The following is an 18,211-nucleotide window of genomic DNA, read 5'->3' as shown; positions in this document are numbered from 1 at the left end:
GCGATGACGGGTTGCGGCTCGCGGTGCTTTCTGCTCCCTTCATCAGCCGGAACGGGGAGAGAAAATCGATGAAAAAGCTGGCTGTTTTGCTGTTGTCCGCGCTGGCGGTGGGGACGCCCGCGTTCGCCGCCGATGCGGCACCGCGCCCCGACCAGCTGGTGTTTCGCGAAATTTACAAGGAACTCGTCGAAACCAACACGACGCTGTCGTCGGGGAGCTGCACGCTCGCCGCCGAACGCATGGCGGCGCGGCTCAAGGCGGCGGGCATTCCCGACAGCCAGCTGACCCTGTTCGCGACGCCCGACAAGCCCAAGGAAGGAGGGCTGGTCGCGGTCTATCCCGGCACCTCAAAGACCGCCAAGCCGATCCTGCTGATCGCGCATATCGACGTCGTCGAGGCGAAGCGCGAGGATTGGGAGCGCGACCCCTTCATCATGGTCGAGGAAAATGGCTATTTCTATGGTCGCGGCACCGCCGACATCAAATCGCAGGCGGCGGTGTGGGTCGACACGCTGATCCGTTTTCAGCAGGCAGGTTACAAGCCGCGGCGGACCGTCAAGATGGCGCTGACGTGCGGTGAGGAGACCAATGGCGCGTTCAACGGGATCGAATGGCTGGCCGCGAACAAGCGCGATCTGATCGACGCCGAATTTGCCCTCAACGAAGGCGGCGGCGGCGACAGCGACGGGAAAGGCAAGGTGATCGGCCAGTCGGTGCAGGTCGGCGAAAAGACGTTCGCCAACTTCCGCCTCGAAACGCGCAACCCCGGCGGCCATAGCTCGGCGCCGGTCCCCGACAATGCGATCTACCAGCTCGCGCGTGCGGTGACGAAGATCGAGGAACATCGCTTCCGTGCCGAAATGACCGATACCACGCGGCGCTATTTTGCCGAGGCGGGTGCGTTGCGCGCCGATGCCACCGGCGCCGCGATGGTCGCGCTGGCGAAGAATATCGCCGACAAGGACGCCGAGGCGATCGTCAACAAGGATCCGTTCCTGCACAGCAATTTGCGCACCACCTGCGTCGCGACGCTGCTCGACGGCGGCCACGCCGCCAACGCGCTGCCGCAGCGCGCCGGGGCGAACATCAATTGCCGCATCTTTCCCGGCCACAGCATCGAATCGATCAGGGACGAACTGGCCCGCGTGATCGGCGATCCCGGCGTCACGGTCACCCAGCTGCCCCCCAAGCGCCCAGCCCCTCCCGCGCCGCCGCTCGATCCCAAGATCATCGGCCCGATGCAAAAGTTGGTCGACAAATATTGGCCGGGACTGAAGGTCATCCCGTCGATGGCGAACGGCTACACCGACGCGACGTTCCTCGGCGCCGTGGGCATCCCGACCTATGGCATCCCCGGCATGTGGGGCGACCCCGACGGCAATGGCGCGCACGGGCTGAACGAGCGGATGGAAGTGAAATCGGTGTATGTCGGGCGCGATTATATGTTCGATCTGGTCAAGGCCTATGCCGATTGAGCACCTCAGACGGCAGTCTCGACGCTATGTACAAACCCACATTTGTGGTAATGTGCGAAGCTGATGTCTGGAGTTTTTTGATATGAGCCGCCTGACGATCGATATTTCGGATCAGCAGCACCAGAATTTGAAGGCGCTGGCTGCGCTGCAAGGGAAGACGATCCGGCAATATGCGCTCGAACGTCTGTTTCCCGAACCCACCGGCGACGATGAAGCGTGGCAAGAGCTGAAAACGCTGTTGCAGCAGCGCATTGGCAACGGACTGGCCGGTGACTTTTCGGGCAAAAGTATCGACGCGATCGTCGCAGAGGAACTGGCAACGGACCGCGACGCTTGACGCCTCGCTATGTCTTGCTTCCGGAAGCGGAGGCCGACCTTCGGGCGATTATTCACTATACGCGCGCCGAATGGGGAGATGCGCAAACGCGGAACTATGTCGCGAAACTGACCCGATGCATCGAGAATATCGCAGGCGGCGGGCGGACCGGAAAGGATTTGAGCGATATCCATCCCGGATTGCGGGTGGTTCATTGCCAGCACCATTATATTTTCTGCCTGCCGCGCGAGAATGCCGCCGCGCTGGTGGTCGCAATTCTGCACGAACGCATGGATTTGATGACGCGACTGGCCGACCGATTGAACTAGTCGCTCTGATACAAGCATGGCGGGCATTGACGACGTCGTCACGGCGACGTTGGCGCGAAGCGGAACCCACGCCCCCGATCGCCCTTTGCCTTGACGCGCTAGCCTTGCTATCGCGCCGCGACCATGGCGACCACCACCGACGATCCCGACAATCCTGAACCCGTTCCCGGCATGACCGACACGCCGTTCGGCAGCGCGCTGTCCGAACGCTATCTGGTCTATGCGCTGTCGACGATCACCGCACGGTCGCTTCCTGATCTCCGCGATGGATTGAAGCCCGTGCACCGCCGCCTGCTATGGGCGATGCGCGCGATGCGGCTCGACCCGTCGCAAGGGTACAAAAAATCGGCACGCGTCGTCGGCGACGTCATCGGCAAATTTCACCCGCACGGCGACACCGCGGTTTACGACGCGATGGTCCGCCTCGCGCAGGATTTCTCGCTGCGTTACCCGCTGGTCGACGGCCAGGGCAATTTCGGCAATATCGACGGCGATAACGCCGCGGCGTATCGTTACACCGAAGCGCGGCTGACCCGCGTCGCGATCGACCTGATGCAGGGGCTCGACGAGGGCACGGTCGATTTCAGGCCGACCTATAATGGCGAGGACGAAGAGCCCGAGATTATGCCCGGGCTGTTCCCCAACCTGCTCGCCAATGGCGCGAGCGGGATTGCGGTCGGCATGGCGACGAACATTCCGCCGCACAATGCCGCCGAGGTGATCGACGCCGCGCTGGTGCTGATCGAAAATCCGCGCGCTGAACTGTCCGAGCTGCTCGAGCATGTGAAGGGGCCCGACTTCCCGACCGGCGGCATCGTCGTCGACGGCGCCGAGACGATCCGGCAAGCCTATGAAACGGGGCGCGGCGGTTTTCGCGTCCGCGCGCGCTTTTCGACCGGCAAGCTGGAAAGCGGCGGGTGGGAAGAAAGCGGTATCGAGAAGCAGTCGGGCGGCACCTGGCAGCTCGTCATCAGCGAAATTCCTTATGGGGTCGCCAAGGGCAAGTTGATCGAGCAGATCGCGCAGCTGATCGCCGACAAGAAATTGCCGATCCTCGAAGATGTCCGCGACGAAAGCGCCGAGGATTTGCGCATCGTGCTCGAGCCCAAGAGCCGCAATGTCGATCCCGACATATTGAAGGAAAGCCTGTACCGGCTGACCGACCTCGAAAGCCGCTTTGCGCTCAACCTCAACGTCCTCGATGCGACGCGCACGCCGAAGGTGATGGGGCTGCACCAGCTGCTCACCGAATGGCTCCAGCACCAGATCATCGTACTCGTCCGCCGCGCGCAGCACCGGATCGCCAAGATCGACGACCGGCTGGAGCTGGTCGCGGGCTATATCATCGCTTTCCTCAACCTCGATCGGATCATCGAGATCATCCGTACCGAGGACGAGCCAAAGCCAGTGATGATCGCCGAATTCATCCTGACCGACCGGCAGGCCGAGGCAATCCTGAACATGCGGCTGCGTTCCTTGCGCAAGCTGGAGGAAATGGAGCTGAAGCGCGAGCAGGCCGACCTGACCGCCGAGCGCGAGGAGCTAGCGAAGCTCGTCGAAAGCCCCGCGCGGCAGAAAACCCGGCTACGCAAGGATCTGGAAAAGCTGCGCGCGGTTTACGGGCTCGAAACCTTGCTCGGCGCACGGCGCACGACGATCGCCGAGGCCGCGCCGGCGCGCGAAATCCCGCTCGACGCGATGATCGAAAAGGAACCGGTCACGGTGATCCTGTCGAAACGTGGCTGGATCCGCGCCCAGCGCGGCCATGTCTCCGCCGACCAGTGGGGCGAGTTCAAGTTCAAGGAAGGCGACGAGTTGCTGTTCGCCGCGCATGCGCAGACGACTGACAAGCTGTTGATTGCGGCGAGCGACGGGCGGTTCTTCACCGTCGGCGCCGACAAGCTGCCCGGTGGACGCGGCTTTGGCGAACCGCTGCGCCTGATGGTCGACATCGATCCCGAAGCGAGGATTGTCGCGATGATTCCGGCGAGCGCCGACGGCCGCCTGCTCCTCGCCTCGACGAGCGGCCACGGCTTTATCGCGCAAATGTCCGAGGTGGTGGCCGAAACGCGTAAAGGCCGGAACGTCGTCAACCTCAAGACCGGCGCTCAGCTTGCGGTCGTGCGGCCGATCAGCGCCAGCGACGACAGCGTCGCCGCGGTGGGCGAAAACCGCAAACTTGTCGTGTTCCCGATCAGCGAAGTGCCGGTTATGGCGCGCGGTCAGGGTGTCATGCTGCAACGATACCGCGACGGCGGGCTGTCCGACGCGGTGAGCTTCGCCTTTGCCGAAGGATTGAGCTGGGCGATGGGCGGCGACACCGGGCGCACCCGGACCGAAACCGACCTTGTCCCCTGGCGCGTCGCGCGCGGCGCCGCGGGGCGGATGCCGCCGACCGGCTTTCCGCGGAACAATCGTTTCGGCTGAACCTAATTTCGCGTCGCCGTAAATCGCTTCTTTACTCTCCCTCCTCTAGGTCATGGCCAATGGGGAAAGGTCGCACAAAACCCGCTGTTATGCCTATCGATAGAACCGGCGAAGACCGGCCCTTGCTGTTCGTCGGCTGGATCGACGCCCTTCCCGTGCCAGCAGCGTTGATCCGCCCGCTGGCGCGCGGCAATTTTCGCCTGCACGCCAGCAATGTTGCATTCGACCGCCTGCGCCTGTCGCCTGCGGGCGCCGACGCCCCGATCGCCTTGCTGCGTGCGATCGAACGCGCGGCGCAGAACCCCGACGATACCCAGGAATTTTCGTGCCAGCTCGGCGAAGGCGTCGCGGCGCGCGACCTGCGCGGTTCGATCGGGCCGCTGCCCACCGAATCGGGCGACGAAAGCCTGTTCCTGCTGACGCTGATCGACCGCACGCAGGAAATGATGACCGAGCGCAATTTGCGCCGCGAACTGGTGTCGGACAGCCTGACCGGCCTGCCCAATCGCGCCGGGTTCGAAGAAATGGTCGAACAGCGCGGCGTGACCGACGGTGTCGGCGCCGATCATGCGATCCTGCTGCTCGATCTCGCCCGTTTCAGCCGCATCAACGAACATATCGGCCCGATGGCGGGCGACGAGCTGATCATCACCGTCGCGCGGCGACTGAAATCGTCGCTGCGCAGCGGCGACATATTGGCGCGCACCGGCGGCGACGAATTTGCCATTTCGACCCGCGTCGCGGGTGGCCGCGCCGATGTGCGCGAAATGGCGCGTCGGATCCGCGGCTGTTTCGACCACCCGTTTCGGATCGGCGAACTCAAGGTCAGCGTCGACTGCGCGCTTGGCTGCGCGATCCAGCCGACAAGCGAAACCGACGTCGCCGACCAGATCCGCCACGCCCAGATCGCGCTGAAACACGCCAAGCAGACCGATCGCATCGAAATCTACGAACCCGAATCGGCGATGCTGTCGGACAATCGGTTCGGGCTGGAAACCGAACTGCGCAATGCGATCGAGGAAGATCGGCTGCACCTCGCCTTTCAACCGCTGATCGAGCTTGCAACCGGCAAGGTCGCCGGGTTCGAGGCGCTCGCCCGTTGGGACAAGCAGGACGGCCATTCGATCTCGCCCAGCGAATTCATTCCCATTGCCGAAGATTCGGGCCTGATCGTCCCGCTCGGGCAATGGGCGATCGGCAAGGCGGCAGCCGTACTGGCGGACTGGGACCAGCAGAATGGCGGCAAGGTCGTCGACTGCTATTTCTCGGTCAACGTCTCGGCGATCCAGCTGCTGCGCGACGATGTTGCCGCGGTCGTGCGCCAGGCGCTCGACACGCACAAGATCGGCGGCGAACGGCTGATGATCGAGCTCACCGAAAGCGCGATCATCGGCGACCCCGATCTGGCGCTGTCGGTGCTCAGTGAACTGAAGTCGCTCGACGCGCGCGTCGCGATGGACGATTTCGGCACCGGCTATTCGAACCTCGCCTATCTCCAGCGGCTGCCGCTCGACGTGCTCAAGATCGACCGCAGCTTCGTCGAACATATGGTCGACGACCGCGACAAGGTGGCGATCGTCCGCACGATCCAGAGCCTCGCCGAAGTGCTGGGGATGAAGACCACCGCTGAAGGCGTCGAAACCGCCGACCAGGCACGGCTGCTGTCGGCACTGGGGTGCGATTTCGGCCAAGGCTATCTCTTTGCGCGCCCGATGCACAGCGGCGAAGCGCTAGCCTATTGGCGTCAGTCGCTGGTTCGCCCGATCTTCTGATCGACAAGCTCGGCGACGAGCTGGGCGATTCTGGCCGAACCCGCAAAATCCTCCGCCACCCACGCTGCCTCGACCGCCTTCAGGATTCGCGCCACTTCTGGCCCGGCCGCGATCCCGCGCGCGACGATGTCACCCCCCCGGATCGGCAGCACCGGTACTTCCCAGCCTGCCAGATCGCGCGCGCCCGCAGCGTCTCCAGCAATCAGATGGACATCGCGGGCGGCCTCGATACCGATGCGGTACGCGAGCTGGCGCACCGGACGCGCGGTATCGCCGCGATGCCCCGCAATCGCGGCCAGATATTTGCGTTGCCGCGTCGACAGCCGCAGGCGGCTGGCGACCTGTTCAGCGGCGCCCGGGTCGGCGGGCAACAGCGCGGCGAGCCGACGATGCGCCGCGACGGGCACGCCTGCATCCACTTCATTGGCGATCAATCGGTCGAGCGTGGCCGCGAAATCGCGATCGAGTTCGGGCAGCATCACCGCAAAAATGCCGTCGGTCGCCATCTGCGCGACAATGGCGCGCGGGTCGGGCAGCGCCAATATCTTGGTCAGTTCGTCGGCGATGCGCTCGCGCGACAGGCTCTTGAGCGACTGGCGTGCTTCGATGACCGCGGCATGGCTGTCCGCATCCGGTTCGCCCCGCCCGAAACGCGCCGCAAAGCGATAGAAGCGCAGGATGCGCAGATGATCTTCGGCAATCCGCGTCGCCGCATCGCCGATGAACCGCACGCAGCCCGCGCGAAGATCGTCGACCCCGCCGAAATAATCATCGACCGCCCCGGTATCGGGATCGGCATAAAGCGCGTTGATCGTGAAATCGCGCCGCGCCGCATCGTCGCGCCAATCCTCGGCAAAGGCGACCGTTGCGCGGCGCCCGTCGGTTTCGACGTCGCGGCGCAGCGTCGTGATTTCGTGATGGTCGCCGCTGGCGATCGCGGTCACGGTGCCATGCGCGATACCCGTCGGGATCACCTTGATGTCGGCCGCCTCGAGCCGCCGCGTCACCTCCTCGGGGACCAGCGGCGTCGCGAGGTCGACATCGGTGACCGGCAGCCCCAGCAGCGTGTCGCGCACCGCGCCGCCGACGATCCGGACCGATCCGCCAGCGTCGGTCAGCGCCGCGACGATCCGGCGCAGCCCCGGCCGCCCGCGCCAATCGGCCTCGGGAAGCACGCTCACCGGTGCCAGCCCGTCGGCATCCGCCGCGCCAGATTGATGATGATCCCCGCGGTCACGCCCCAAATCCGCCGACCCTGCCAGTCCATGTCATAATAATGTCGATCCTGACCCTGCCAATGCGCTTGCTGGCGCTGGTAATTGGCGGGATCGAACAAAATGTCGAGCGGGACTTCGAACCAATCCTCGACCTCGTCGGGATTGGGATCGAGCGGCAGGTCGGGCGGAATGACGCCGAGTACCGGGGTGATGATATAGCCGCTGCCCGACCGATAGGGCTCGGTCACTCCGGCGACCATCACGTCGCGCGGGCTGAGGCCGATCTCTTCCTCGGCCTCGCGCAGCGCGGCATCGATCGCGTCGCGATCGTCGGGATCGATCTTGCCACCCGGGAAGGCGACCTGCCCCGCATGGCTGCGCAGCCACTGCGGGCGCTGGGTCAAGATGACGCCGGGATCGGGGCGATCGGTAAAGGCGATCAGAACGGCGGCATCGCGCAGCGTCGGCGTCCCCAGATACGCCTCATCCTCCCCCGCATCGGGCAGCAGATTGTCGAGCGCCGCGCGCAGCTTCGCCGACAGCATCAGCGGTCGACCAGCGGAAATGGCGCGCCATTCGACCAGATCGTCGGGGGATCGCTGTTGTCGGCGAGCGCCATCTCGACGATCTCATAATAGAGCGCGCGATCGATCCGCGCCTCGAGCCCGTTGCCGATGGTACCGCGGACATGCAGCCGCGGGTCGGGCTCGTCGGGGTCGTCGCCGAAGCGCAGCGGATGATCGGGCCCAGCCAGAACCAGATCCTCTGTATCGAGGCGAAAGACGAGCTTGCGAGCCTCGCCTTCTCCCTCGCATTTCATCTCGACCGCACGAAACGGTGTGTCCTCGACGGCGATCGTGAGCTTCTCGGCAGGGGTCACGAGCACATGGCTACCATCGGCCTCGCGGCGCAGGATTGTCGAGAACAGCTTCACCATCGCGGGGCGGTTGATCCGCCCGCCCTCATGAAACCAGCTGCCGTCGGCGCGGATTTCCATGAAACTGTCGCCGCTGCGCTCCGGCTGCCATTGGTCAACCGGCGGCAGCTTGCGCGCCGCGAGCAGTTCGGCGGCCTCGGCGAGCGAGAGCTGTGCGAAGTCCTTGGGCAGCGAAGGCGCGGGAGTGACCATGGTTCCGACATAGGGGGCAGGGCGGTGGGTGCAAGAGCTGCGCGCTGGACTCGCCTTCCCCCTTGATGGGGGAAGGATACGAAGCCTTGTCGCCGCAGGCGGCTAGGCGGAGTTGGATGGGGGTGATCGCGCGTCCTTGCGCCGCCGCGTCAGGACGCAGCCGCACCCCCACCGCTGCGACTAGGCAGCAAGCTGCCAAGTCTCGCTGCCTCCCCCATCAAGGGGGAGGAGAACCGTCAGCGCGGCCCGATCATCCCTGCCGCAGTCGGCAGTCCATGCCCATTGATCGCGCGCGCCAGCAGGCGGCGCTTTTCAAACGGCCCCGGCAAATCCCAAGCGCCCGTCGCATCGGCATCGAAGCCGAAGAAGCGGCCATAATATTCAGGGTCACCAATCATCATCAGCGCGCCGTCCGCCTTGGTCTCGGCCGCCGCCAGCATATGCGCCATCAATGCGCGGCCATACCCGCCGCGCTGGACGTCGGGGCGCACCGCGACCGGGCCGACCATCACCAGCGGAGTTACGGCGCCGTCCGGTGCATGGTGCGCAACGGGCCAGCACTGGATCGTGCCAACGAGCGCGCCCGCCTCGACCAGCGCAAAGCTTAGCGCCGGGATCGCATCAGTGCCTTTGCGGATGCGATAGGCGGTTCGTCCAAAACGGTCAGCCCCGAAAGCGGCGTCGAGCAAAGCCTCGACCGCCTGCGGTTCGATATCCGACAATGGAAGTAACTCGACCAACGCGCGCCCTTTCGCTAATGCGGCGGCGCTTTAGGGGTGCTGCGCGGCGATGCAAAGCCGAATGTCGCACGCGATCGACAGGATTTCTTGTGACCGATACGTTGTGGCTGGAGGTGGACGGGCTGATCGCCCAGGTGCTGACCGGCATTTATTCCGAAGAAACCCACCTGCCGCAGCCGCTTCGCATCGGGGTGCGCGCGCGGCTGGCGATGGCCGATCATTATGACCCGACCACGCCGCTCAGCGCGTCGAAAAACTACATGCACCTGAAATTCGCCGCGACCGAGGGCATTCCAAAGGATGTCCATTTCGTGCTGATCGAAAGCGTCGCCGACCATATCATCGACACTTTGTTCCTGCAGGACGACAAGGTCGAGGAGGTCGAGGTGAAGATCGTCAAGCTGGCGATCGCCGAGGAAGGCGAAGAAATCGGCATCACGATGAGGCGCGCGCGCAAATGACGCAGAAGCTCGCTCTCGTGACGGGCGGGCTCCACCGCGTCGGCGCCGCGATTTCGGCGCGGCTGGCGCGCGAGGGCTATGCGCTGGCGATCCACAAGCGCAGCCCGGGCGACGCCGATGCGGTCCTGGCCGACGCGCTCGCCGAAACAGGCGCGATCAGCCACCGCTTCGCCGCCGATCTAGCCGACCCGGCGGCGGTCGATGCGTTGATCCCCGCGGTGATCGAAAAATTCGGGCGCGCGCCCGACCTGCTCGTGAACAATGCCGCTTTGTTCGCCGAGGGCGAATGGACCGATCTGTCACCGACGGCGCTGACCGAGATGATGCAGATTAATCACCACGCGCCGGTGATGCTGGCAAAGGCGCTGGTCGCCGCCAGCGACGGGAAACGCCCGGCGATCATCAATATCGTCGACCAGCGCGTTGTGCAGCCAGTGCCCGATCAGCTCGCCTATAGCCTGTCGAAATCGGCGTTGTGGCAGGCGACGCGGACGCTGGCGGTGGCGTTCGGCAACCGCGCGCGGGTCAACGCGGTGGCGCCCGGGCTGACGATGGCCACCGACGATTATTTGGCGGCGCAGGTCAAACGGCTCGCTGCGCGTATGCCGCTCGGCGCGTTGCCGACCCCGGCACAGATTGCTGATGCGGTGATGTATCTCGCCCGCGCCGAGGCGGTAACCGGGCAGACGATCTTCGTCGACGGCGGCGCGCATCTCGCGCCGATGGGCAGGGATTTTGTGGTGCTGGAGCGGGATTGAATTAGATGATCCTCCCTGTCGCGCAGCGATGGGGAGGTGGCAGCGCGAAGCGCTGACGGAGGGGCGATGACGTGACGCCGCCGCCCCTCCACATCCTTCGGATGGTCCCCCTGCCCACCGCTTCGCGGCAGGGCGGATCTACCTCAATAAATATGCACCGCCTTGGTGACCAGATAGCCGTCCAACCCTTCCGGTCCGCTCTCGCTGCCGAAACCCGATTCCTTGATCCCGCCGAACGGCATGTCGTTCGCCGAAATGACGAAGCTGTTGATCCCGACCATGCCGCTTTCGATGCCATCGGCGATGCGGTTGATGCGGCGGCCATTCTCGGTGAACGCAAAGGCGGCGAGGCCATAGGGCAGCCGGTTCGCCTGCTCCAAAGCCTCGTCCTCGGTGCCGAACGGGCGGATCAGCGCTATCGGCCCGAACGGTTCATGGTTCATCGCATCGGCGTCGAGCGGCACGTCGGCAATCGCGGTCGGCTGGAAGAAATAGCCGTCACCCGTCGCTGCGCCGCCCGCGATCACGCGCGCACCCTTCGCCGTGGCGTCGGCAACAAGCGCCTCCAAGGCCGGGATACGGCGCGCGTTCGCCAGCGGCCCCATCTGGGTGTCGGCGTCGAGCCCGCTGCCGATTTTCACCTTCTTTGTGCGCTCGGCGAATCCCGCGACGAAGGCGTCGTAAATCCCCTCCTGCACATAGAAGCGCGTCGGCGAGACGCAGACCTGCCCCGCGTTGCGGAACTTCTGCATCACGACGCGGTCCAGCGTGCTCTCAAGATCGCAATCGTCGAAGATCAGCACCGGCGCATGGCCGCCCAACTCCATCGTGATCCGCTGCACGCGATCGGCGGCGAGCTTCATCAGATGTTTGCCCACCGCGGTCGAGCCGGTGAAGCTGACCTTGCGGATTACCTCGCTGCCCAACAGGTGGCGGCTGATCATGTCGGGGTTGCCGTAAACGAGCTGGACGACATCGCCAGGAATGCCCGCATCGGCCAGGCAGCGCATGGTCGCGCTGGTGCAACCGGGGGTTTCCTCGGGTGCCTTCGCGATCACCACGCAGCCCGCGGCGAGCGCGGGGGCAATTTTCTTGACCATCAGATTGACCGGGAAATTCCACGGGCTGAACGCCGCGACCGGACCCACCGGCTGCCGCAGCACCATCGCGCGCTGCCCCGCAGGGCGCTGTACCACCCGGCCCTCGATGCGCTTCCCTCCCTCGGCGAAATATTCGAGCAGCGAGGATGCCGACAATATTTCGCCACGCGCCTCGGCGATCGGCTTGCCCTGTTCGAGCGTTAACAGCGTCGCGATATGGTCGGCGCGCTCGCGGATCAGCCCCGCCGCCTTGCGCATCAGCGCCGCGCGCTCGTCGGGGGTCTTGGCGCGCCACACCGGCCAGCCGCGCGCCGCTGCCGCGAGCGCCTCGTCGAGATCGGCGGCGGTCGCCACGGGCAGATCGGCGATCGCGGCCGCGGTGGCAGGATTATACACCGGCCGCGCATCGCGCCCCTCACCGCTCCGCCAGGCGCCGTTGATGAAGAGCTGGAGGTCAGCGTCGTAGGTGGCGGTCATGGAAGGCACTTTCGATACGCCCCCGAAATCCGTTCGTGTCGAGCGAAGTCGAGACACCCATCGATGGTGCGCAAGGCCGAGAGGCGTCTCGACTTCGCTCGACGCGAACGGGAGGAGGGGCTTGGTCTAACAGGTCGCGCCCATATAGGACCGGCTCAGCGATAGTTAAAGCTGATGCTGATCCGCTCACCCGTACCCGAATGCGGCATGACTTCGTGGCGCAGCCAGCTTTCCCACAGGAACACCCGCCCCGCCGCGGGCTGCGCATAGACGAAGGGCAGCAGATGCTCGGGGGCATCGTCGGTGCGGCCGGGCGCCGCCATCAGCATCGGCAGGCGCGGATCTTCCAGCTTCAGCGCCCCCGAGCCCGGCGGCACGGCGACATAGAAGGTGCCCGACACGATGCTGTGCGGGTGGATATGGCCGCTGTGCGTGCCGCCCGGTTTCAATATGTTGACCCACAGGCTGTCGAGCTTCAGCGGCTTGGCGAGGTCGAAATGGCACGCCTTGGCAAAGGCCTTGACCTCTTTGTCGAGCAGCTTCTTGAGGTCGTAAAAAGCGGGATCGCGCTCGGGCAGGTCGCCGAGGCTCGCATAGCTGGTGTAGCCCTTATAGCCATGATCGCGGCTCCACGCGCGCCCCGCGCCGTCCTCCTCGGCGAACAGGCGGCAACTCTCCTCCAGCGCGTCGAGCAGGTCGGGAGTACCGATATCGGCATCGTAAAAATTTGTGGCGAAGAGCGTGCGAACGGGCATGATGGCCGCAAAGCATAGGACGCAAACAAGAGCAAGGGAGACAAGGATGGCCGAGTTCGAACTGATCGCCGACGGATTGCGCTTTCCGGAAGCGCCGGTGGTGATGGACGACGGCAGCGTCATCGTCACCGAGATCGCGGAGGGCCGCATCACCCGCTGCTGGCCGGGCGGCAGGAAGCAGGTCATCGCGACCCCCGGCGGCGGCCCCAACGGCCTCGCAATCGGTCCCGACGGCAAGCTCTATTGCTGCAACAACGGCGGCTTCAACTATGTCGAATCGAACGGCTATCTGGCGCCGCACGGGATCGCCGACGATTATTCGGGCGGACGCATCGAGCGGATCGACATAGAGACCGGCGAAGTCGAAATGCTGTACCGGACCGGCGATCACGGAGTGACGCTGCGCGGCCCGAACGACCTGATGTTCGACGCGCACGGCGGTTTCTGGTTCACCGATCATGGCAAGGTCGATTATGCGAAGCGCTGCCACGACATCGTCGGCATTTTCTATGCCAAGGCCGATGGCAGCTTCATCGAGGAAGTGATTTTCCCGAGCTATAACCCGAACGGCATCGGCCTCTCGCCCGACGGCACCAAACTCTACGCCGCCGAAACCTATACCTGCCGCCTGACCCAGTTCAACATCGTCGCGCCGGGCAAGGTCGATGATGCGGCGGGCCCCGGCGGCCCCGGCATCCCGCTCTACCGCCCCGCGGGCTATAAATTCTTCGACAGCCTCGCGATGGAAGCCAGCGGCAATATCGCCGTTGCGACGATCGGCGAATGCGGGATTTCGGTCGTCGGTCCCGACGGACAGCTCGTCGAATTTGTCGCGACCGACGATATTTTCACCACCAACATCGCGTTCGGCGGGCCCGATCGACAGGATGCCTATATCACCCTGTCGGGCACCGGGCGGCTGGTAAAGACGCGCTGGGCCAGACCGGGGCTGCAACTGCAATATTGACTTAGCTAAGTTGATTAGCTAATCTAGCCGACATGACAATCGTCACCATCCATGAGGCCAAGACAAACCTGTCGCGCCTGATCGCCCGCGTCCTCGCGGGCGAAGAGGTGACGATCGCGCGTGGCAAGGAACCGGTGGTGAAGCTGATGCCGGTGAATGCACCACCAAAGACCAAGCGCGTCTTAGGCACATTGAAAGGCAAGATCGATCTCGACGCCGGCTTTTGGGATCCTTTGCCCGAAGAAGATTTGGCGCTGTGGAACGGCGAAGACAGTCCTAAGGCGCAATGAACCTGCTCCTCGATACGCACGCACTGATCTGGGCTGCCAATGACCCGCAGAAATTGCCCAGCGCGGTGAGGTCCGCCATCGAAGACCCCGACAATCATATCTGGATCAGTGCCGTTTCCGCGATCGAGGTCGCGATCAAATTCCGGATCGGCAAGCTGGAAGGCGCCGACGAGCTCGCCGAACGCTTTGAAACCGTCATCGCGGGTTTTGGTTTCGACCAGCTCCCCATTTCGGTTGCACATGCCAGTCTGGCGGGCTTGCTGCCGTTCGACCATCGCGACCCGTTTGACCGCATTTTGATCGCCCAATCGCAGATTGAGCAATATGCACTGGTTTCGAACGAAAAGCTGTTCGACCAGCTTGGCGTCATCCGTTTCTGGTAGGAGCACGCCCCATGCACCGCGAAACCCATGCCGCAAGCCGCATCGGCTGGCTGCGCGCCGCGATCCTGGGCGCCAACGACGGGATCGTGTCGACCGCCAGCCTGATCGCGGGCGTCGCAGCGGCGGGGGCTTCATCGTCGTCGATCCTGATCACCGGTACCGCGGGGCTCGTCGCCGGAGCGATGTCGATGGCGGCGGGCGAATATGTCTCGGTCAGTTCGCAGGGCGACGCCGAAAAAGCCGATATCGCCAAGGAAAAGCGCGAGCTCGCCACTGTTCCCGAACTGGAGCTTGAGGAACTGACGCAAATCTATCAGCAGCGCGGACTCGACCGCCCGCTCGCCGAACAGGTTGCCGCCCAGCTGACCGCGCATAACGCCCTCGACAGCCATTTGCGCGACGAGCTGGGCCTCACCAGTGAACTGGCGGCGCGTCCGATTCAGGCGGCAGCCGCGTCGGCGGCGAGCTTCACCGTCGGTGCCGCGCTGCCGCTCGCGATCGTGCTGCTGGACTCCGGCCAGTCGCTGCCGTGGGTTGTTTCGGCCGCATCGCTGCTTTTCCTGGCGCTCCTCGGTGCCCTCGGCGCCTGGGCGGGGAAGGCACCGATTGCCCGCGCCGTCCTGCGCGTCGGCTTCTGGGGGGCGGTCGCGATGGGCGTGACGATGGCGATCGGATCGCTGTTCGGGACGACGGTCGGCTAACGCCTGAGCAGCCATTCGCGCAGCGCGGCGGCGTTGTTGCGGTCCGCGCTTTTTGCGGCGTACAGCAAGGTCACCGGTCCCGCCGCTGCGGCGGCATCAAGGACGAACAGCGCCGCCCGCGCCTCCTGGCTTCCGGAATCAAGTTCGGCGAAATAGTCGCGCCGGAATGCATCCCACGCTTCGTCCGAGTCCGCGGTGTCTCCGTGGTATCTTTTGCGCAGGCTATCGCTCGGCGACAACGGCTTGAGCCAAGCGGCGAGCGCGGCCTTTTCTTTTGAAACCCCGCGCGGCCACAGCCGGTCGACCAGAAAGCGCGCACCGTCGCCGGGACCGACCGGTGCATGAATGCGTTTGACCGCGATTGTCAGGGGCGCCGCCATCTGTATGACTATCGGCCATCCCGCGTGGGCGGGCAAGACAATCGGAGGGGTCCGGACATGCGTGGAACGAGCTGGGCGATCGACATCGATCGCGACGATATTGCACAAGCCCGGCTGGTCGCCGACCCCGAAGCGCCGCTCGCCCCCGGCCAGGTGCGGGTGCATGTCGACAGCTATGCGATAACCGCGAACAACATCACTTATGCCGTGTTCGGCAAGCCCGCCGGCCTGTTCGGCAATGACCAGGGCTATTGGGATTTCTTTTCGGAGCCCGGCGGCCCCGGTCGCCTGCCGGTCTGGGGTTTCGCCACGGTGACCGAAAGCGCCGCCGACGGGGTTGCGGTCGGCGACCGCTTCTACGGCTATTATCCCATGGCCGAACATGCGGTGTTGACCGTCGGCAAGCCCGGTCCCGGCGGCTTCACCGACATCACGCCGCGCCGCACCACGCTGCCGCCGATCTACAACCAATATCAGCGGGTCGAGGCGCTGGCGGATTACCGCGCCGCCGACCATGATTATTGGCCGGTGTTCCGCCCGCTGTTCCTGACCGGCTGGCTGATCGCCGACCAGTTCGAGGATGAGGGCGATTATGGCGCCGCCCAGATTCTGATCGCCAGCGCATCGAGCAAGACCGCGATCGGGCTCGGCTTTGCCCTCAAGCAGCGCGCCGCGCGACCCGAGACGATCGGGCTGACCAGCGCCGCCAACGTCGAGGCACTCGCCGAGCAGGGCATCTACGATCGGGTCATCAGCTACGACCAGATCATGACACTCAACGCCGCCACTCCTGCGGCACTGGTCGACATGGCGGGCAATGGCGCGGTGACGCGCGTCGTTCACAGCCATTTCGGCAGCCAGCTTCAGGCGTCGATCATCGTCGGCAAATCGCATTGGGATGCCCAGGTGGACGTCGAGGGGCTGCCTGGCCCAGAGCGGCAGGGTTTCTTCGCCCCCGGCCGCAGTCAGAAACGCATCGCCGACTGGGGCGGTGCGATATTCGGGCAGAAGATCGCCGAAGCCTGGCTCGCATTCATGGACATTGCGCCGCGCCTCGCTTCGGTCGATAAGCGCGGCGGCGGCGATGCGGCGCTCGCTGCCTATCGGGAGATGCTCTCGGGACAGGCCGACCCCCAAAAGGGGATCGTCGTCGTTCCATGAGGGTCGCATGAGCAGCCCCTTTCTCCGCCGCACGAAAGGATAAGCCATGCTTCGCACCCTGGTTTTCGCCACCTCGCTCGCAATCCTGCTTCCGGCGGGCGCGGCGCTTGCCGAAACGCCCAAGTCCGCACCCGCGCACAAGCCCGACCTCGCGGACCGCGTCGCGGGGACTTACCGGGGTGACATCATCTCCGACGCGCGCGGCTCGTCGAAAAGCGGCATCACGATCACCGTCACGCGGACCGGACCAAACAAGGTCGAGATCAAGTCGAGCCACACCCGCATCCCGACCGTCACCATCCCGCTCGAAAAGGCGATGGACGCGATCCTCGCTGCGAGCGGACCCTATGTTTTCCTGCTCGACACGGTGCGTTCGCCGGACCGGCTCGACCTGACGATCGACGATGCCAGCTGGTCCGGCAATCGCGTCGCGACGCCCGCAAAAAAGTAGGAACGCACTCTCCCGCATGACTTACACGACCGTTATTTTCGACTTCGGCGGCGTCATCACCGCGTCGCCGTTTGAAGCCTTCAATCGCCTCGAAGAAGAACGCGGGCTGCCGCGCGATTTTGTGCGGCGGGTCAACGCCATCAATCCCGACAGCAACGCCTGGGCGAAGTTTGAACGCGCCGAGATCGATGCGGCAGCGTTCGACACGCTGTTCGCCGAGGAAGCGCGCGCGCTGGGGCATGCGCTGGAAGGCGAAGCCGTGCTGGCGGTGATTGCCGGTGCGGTCCGTCCGGCGATGGTCGCCGCGCTCGACGCGCTGAAGGATCGCGGCTTCACCATCGCGTGCATCACGAACAACGTCCCCGGCGGCAAGATGGGGATTCGCGGCGCCGGGATGACGCGCAGCGAAGAAGCCGCAAGCGAGGTTGCCGCGATCATGGTGCGTTTTGAACATGTCATCGAATCGAGCAAGGCTGGCGTGCGAAAGCCCGATCCGCGGATTTACCAGATGATGTGCGAGAAGCTGGGCGTCGAACCCGGCGAATGCATTTACCTCGACGACCTGGGCATCAACTGCAAACCGGCGGCGCAGCTGGGTATGCACGCCATCAAGGTGACGAGCGGCGAGCAGGCGCTGGCCGATCTGTCGGCGGTGCTGGGAGTGCCGCTGGGCTGATCATCGGCCGAGCGGGCGCGCTCTGGATGACGGCTTTGGGGTGGGGAGCGGACGTTTTTCATCCGTCATCCCGGCGAAGGCCGGGATCTCGCCGGTGCGGTTAACCGATCGGGTGAGATCCCGGCCTTCGCCGGGATGACGACAAGAAATAATCCTCCCTGTCGCGCAGCGATGGGGAGGATTCTCGATCAGGCGGCCTGCTTCAGTTCTTCGATGGCGGCGGTCGCGCGGTTCACGGCTTCGCTG

22 protein-coding genes are annotated in these 18,211 nt (G+C 64.8%); 14 read left to right on the top strand and 8 right to left on the bottom strand.

Features of this window, described 5'->3' with window-relative positions:
- Positions 1-68: 68 nt before the first annotated feature.
- The 5 genes from FFS18_RS16030 (at position 69) to FFS18_RS16010 (ending at position 6,319) form a co-directional block, all read left to right on the top strand.
- Entirely contained in the window at positions 69-1,475 is a 1,407-nt protein-coding gene (locus tag FFS18_RS16030) for a M20/M25/M40 family metallo-hydrolase (RefSeq protein WP_137871619.1), read from the top strand.
- Positions 1,476-1,557: 82 nt separating this feature from the next.
- A complete protein-coding gene (locus FFS18_RS16025; RefSeq protein ID WP_137871618.1) occupies positions 1,558-1,812 on the top strand; it encodes a type II TA system antitoxin, ParD family in 255 nt (84 codons plus the stop codon).
- The gene (locus FFS18_RS16020) at positions 1,809-2,120 is read left to right on the top strand and encodes a type II toxin-antitoxin system RelE/ParE family toxin (protein ID WP_137871617.1); all 312 of its coding nucleotides are present in this window, start codon (positions 1,809-1,811) and stop codon (positions 2,118-2,120) included. Before FFS18_RS16025 ends, FFS18_RS16020 begins: the two co-directional genes overlap by 4 nt.
- 123 nt (positions 2,121-2,243) lie before the next feature.
- Positions 2,244-4,547, top strand: coding sequence for a DNA topoisomerase IV subunit A (parC, locus tag FFS18_RS16015; RefSeq protein WP_137871616.1), 2,304 nt, complete (start codon positions 2,244-2,246; stop codon positions 4,545-4,547).
- An 89-nt stretch (positions 4,548-4,636) separates the two neighbouring features.
- On the top strand, positions 4,637-6,319 hold the full coding sequence (locus FFS18_RS16010; RefSeq protein WP_249340436.1) for a putative bifunctional diguanylate cyclase/phosphodiesterase: 1,683 nt from the start codon (positions 4,637-4,639) through the stop codon (positions 6,317-6,319).
- On the opposite strand, the gene FFS18_RS16005 is transcribed toward FFS18_RS16010, so the two are convergent.
- From FFS18_RS16005 to FFS18_RS15990, 4 genes are all read right to left on the bottom strand, one after another.
- On the bottom strand, positions 6,292-7,500 hold the full coding sequence (locus FFS18_RS16005; protein WP_137871614.1) for a CCA tRNA nucleotidyltransferase: 1,209 nt from the start codon (positions 7,498-7,500) through the stop codon (positions 6,292-6,294). The genes FFS18_RS16010 and FFS18_RS16005 overlap by 28 nt on opposite strands.
- Positions 7,497-8,081, bottom strand: coding sequence for a CoA pyrophosphatase (locus tag FFS18_RS16000; RefSeq protein WP_137871613.1), 585 nt, complete (start codon positions 8,079-8,081; stop codon positions 7,497-7,499). The genes FFS18_RS16005 and FFS18_RS16000 overlap by 4 nt, the downstream gene beginning before the upstream one ends.
- Entirely contained in the window at positions 8,081-8,665 is a 585-nt protein-coding gene (locus tag FFS18_RS15995) for a DUF1285 domain-containing protein (protein WP_137871612.1), read from the bottom strand. Before FFS18_RS15995 ends, FFS18_RS16000 begins: the two co-directional genes overlap by 1 nt.
- Before the next feature lie 236 nt (positions 8,666-8,901).
- On the bottom strand, positions 8,902-9,405 hold the full coding sequence (locus FFS18_RS15990) for a GNAT family N-acetyltransferase (protein ID WP_137871611.1): 504 nt from the start codon (positions 9,403-9,405) through the stop codon (positions 8,902-8,904).
- Between the two features lie 89 nt (positions 9,406-9,494).
- Here FFS18_RS15990 and FFS18_RS15985 point away from each other — a divergent pair, with 89 nt between their 5' ends.
- Positions 9,495-9,866 carry a dihydroneopterin aldolase gene (locus FFS18_RS15985; protein ID WP_172595400.1) on the top strand — a complete coding sequence of 124 codons (372 nt, stop codon included), beginning with the start codon at positions 9,495-9,497 and terminating at the stop codon, positions 9,864-9,866.
- Complete coding sequence (locus FFS18_RS15980; RefSeq protein ID WP_137871609.1) at positions 9,863-10,624, top strand: SDR family oxidoreductase; 762 nt, start codon at positions 9,863-9,865, stop codon at positions 10,622-10,624. Before FFS18_RS15985 ends, FFS18_RS15980 begins: the two co-directional genes overlap by 4 nt.
- 143 nt (positions 10,625-10,767) lie before the next feature.
- Here the strand turns inward: FFS18_RS15980 and FFS18_RS15975 are convergent, their stop codons facing one another.
- Together FFS18_RS15975 and FFS18_RS15970 are read right to left on the bottom strand one after the other, a co-directional pair.
- Positions 10,768-12,201 (bottom strand): NAD-dependent succinate-semialdehyde dehydrogenase, encoded by a 1,434-nt coding sequence (locus FFS18_RS15975; RefSeq protein WP_137871608.1) that lies wholly within the window; start codon positions 12,199-12,201, stop codon positions 10,768-10,770.
- 155 nt (positions 12,202-12,356) lie between these two features.
- Positions 12,357-12,956 (bottom strand): TIGR02466 family protein, encoded by a 600-nt coding sequence (locus FFS18_RS15970; RefSeq protein WP_137871607.1) that lies wholly within the window; start codon positions 12,954-12,956, stop codon positions 12,357-12,359.
- 46 nt (positions 12,957-13,002) lie between these two features.
- Between FFS18_RS15970 and FFS18_RS15965 the strand changes: the two genes are divergently transcribed.
- From FFS18_RS15965 to FFS18_RS15950, 4 genes are read left to right on the top strand one after another with little or no spacing between them, the layout of a single operon-like run.
- Complete coding sequence (locus tag FFS18_RS15965; RefSeq protein ID WP_137871606.1) at positions 13,003-13,923, top strand: SMP-30/gluconolactonase/LRE family protein; 921 nt, start codon at positions 13,003-13,005, stop codon at positions 13,921-13,923.
- A gap of 32 nt (positions 13,924-13,955) precedes the next feature.
- Positions 13,956-14,213 carry a type II toxin-antitoxin system Phd/YefM family antitoxin gene (locus FFS18_RS15960; RefSeq protein WP_120215325.1) on the top strand — a complete coding sequence of 86 codons (258 nt, stop codon included), beginning with the start codon at positions 13,956-13,958 and terminating at the stop codon, positions 14,211-14,213.
- Positions 14,210-14,596 carry a type II toxin-antitoxin system VapC family toxin gene (locus tag FFS18_RS15955; protein WP_137871605.1) on the top strand — a complete coding sequence of 129 codons (387 nt, stop codon included), beginning with the start codon at positions 14,210-14,212 and terminating at the stop codon, positions 14,594-14,596. The genes FFS18_RS15960 and FFS18_RS15955 overlap by 4 nt, the downstream gene beginning before the upstream one ends.
- Positions 14,597-14,607: 11 nt before the next feature.
- The gene (locus FFS18_RS15950; protein ID WP_137871604.1) at positions 14,608-15,297 is read left to right on the top strand and encodes a VIT1/CCC1 transporter family protein; all 690 of its coding nucleotides are present in this window, start codon (positions 14,608-14,610) and stop codon (positions 15,295-15,297) included.
- Here the strand turns inward: FFS18_RS15950 and FFS18_RS15945 are convergent.
- Positions 15,294-15,677, bottom strand: coding sequence for a DUF488 domain-containing protein (locus FFS18_RS15945; protein ID WP_137871603.1), 384 nt, complete (start codon positions 15,675-15,677; stop codon positions 15,294-15,296). The two genes, FFS18_RS15950 and FFS18_RS15945, sit on opposite strands and share 4 nt — an antisense overlap.
- Positions 15,678-15,734: 57 nt before the next feature.
- On the opposite strand from FFS18_RS15945, the gene FFS18_RS15940 reads away from it, so the two are divergent.
- The 3 genes from FFS18_RS15940 to FFS18_RS15930 are packed head-to-tail and all read left to right on the top strand — an operon-like array spanning position 15,735 to position 17,965.
- Positions 15,735-16,838 (top strand): DUF2855 family protein, encoded by a 1,104-nt coding sequence (locus FFS18_RS15940; RefSeq protein WP_137871602.1) that lies wholly within the window; start codon positions 15,735-15,737, stop codon positions 16,836-16,838.
- Positions 16,839-16,884: 46 nt separating this feature from the next.
- Entirely contained in the window at positions 16,885-17,289 is a 405-nt protein-coding gene (locus FFS18_RS15935; protein WP_137871601.1) for a hypothetical protein, read from the top strand.
- A gap of 16 nt (positions 17,290-17,305) precedes the next feature.
- Positions 17,306-17,965: an HAD-IA family hydrolase gene (locus FFS18_RS15930; protein WP_137871600.1), complete on the top strand. Its 660-nt coding sequence runs from the start codon at positions 17,306-17,308 to the stop codon at positions 17,963-17,965.
- Here FFS18_RS15930 and FFS18_RS17650 read toward each other — a convergent pair.
- Positions 17,966-18,211: hypothetical protein (locus tag FFS18_RS17650; protein ID WP_212743065.1), on the bottom strand; the 246-nt coding region annotated here is incomplete at its 5' end.

The sequence above is a fragment of the Sphingopyxis sp. 2PD genome (assembly GCF_005503695.1).
Lineage (GTDB): Bacteria > Pseudomonadota > Alphaproteobacteria > Sphingomonadales > Sphingomonadaceae > Sphingopyxis.
The sequence above is the reverse complement of the archived record's forward strand: the minus strand, read 5'-3'. Positions and strand labels throughout refer to the sequence as shown.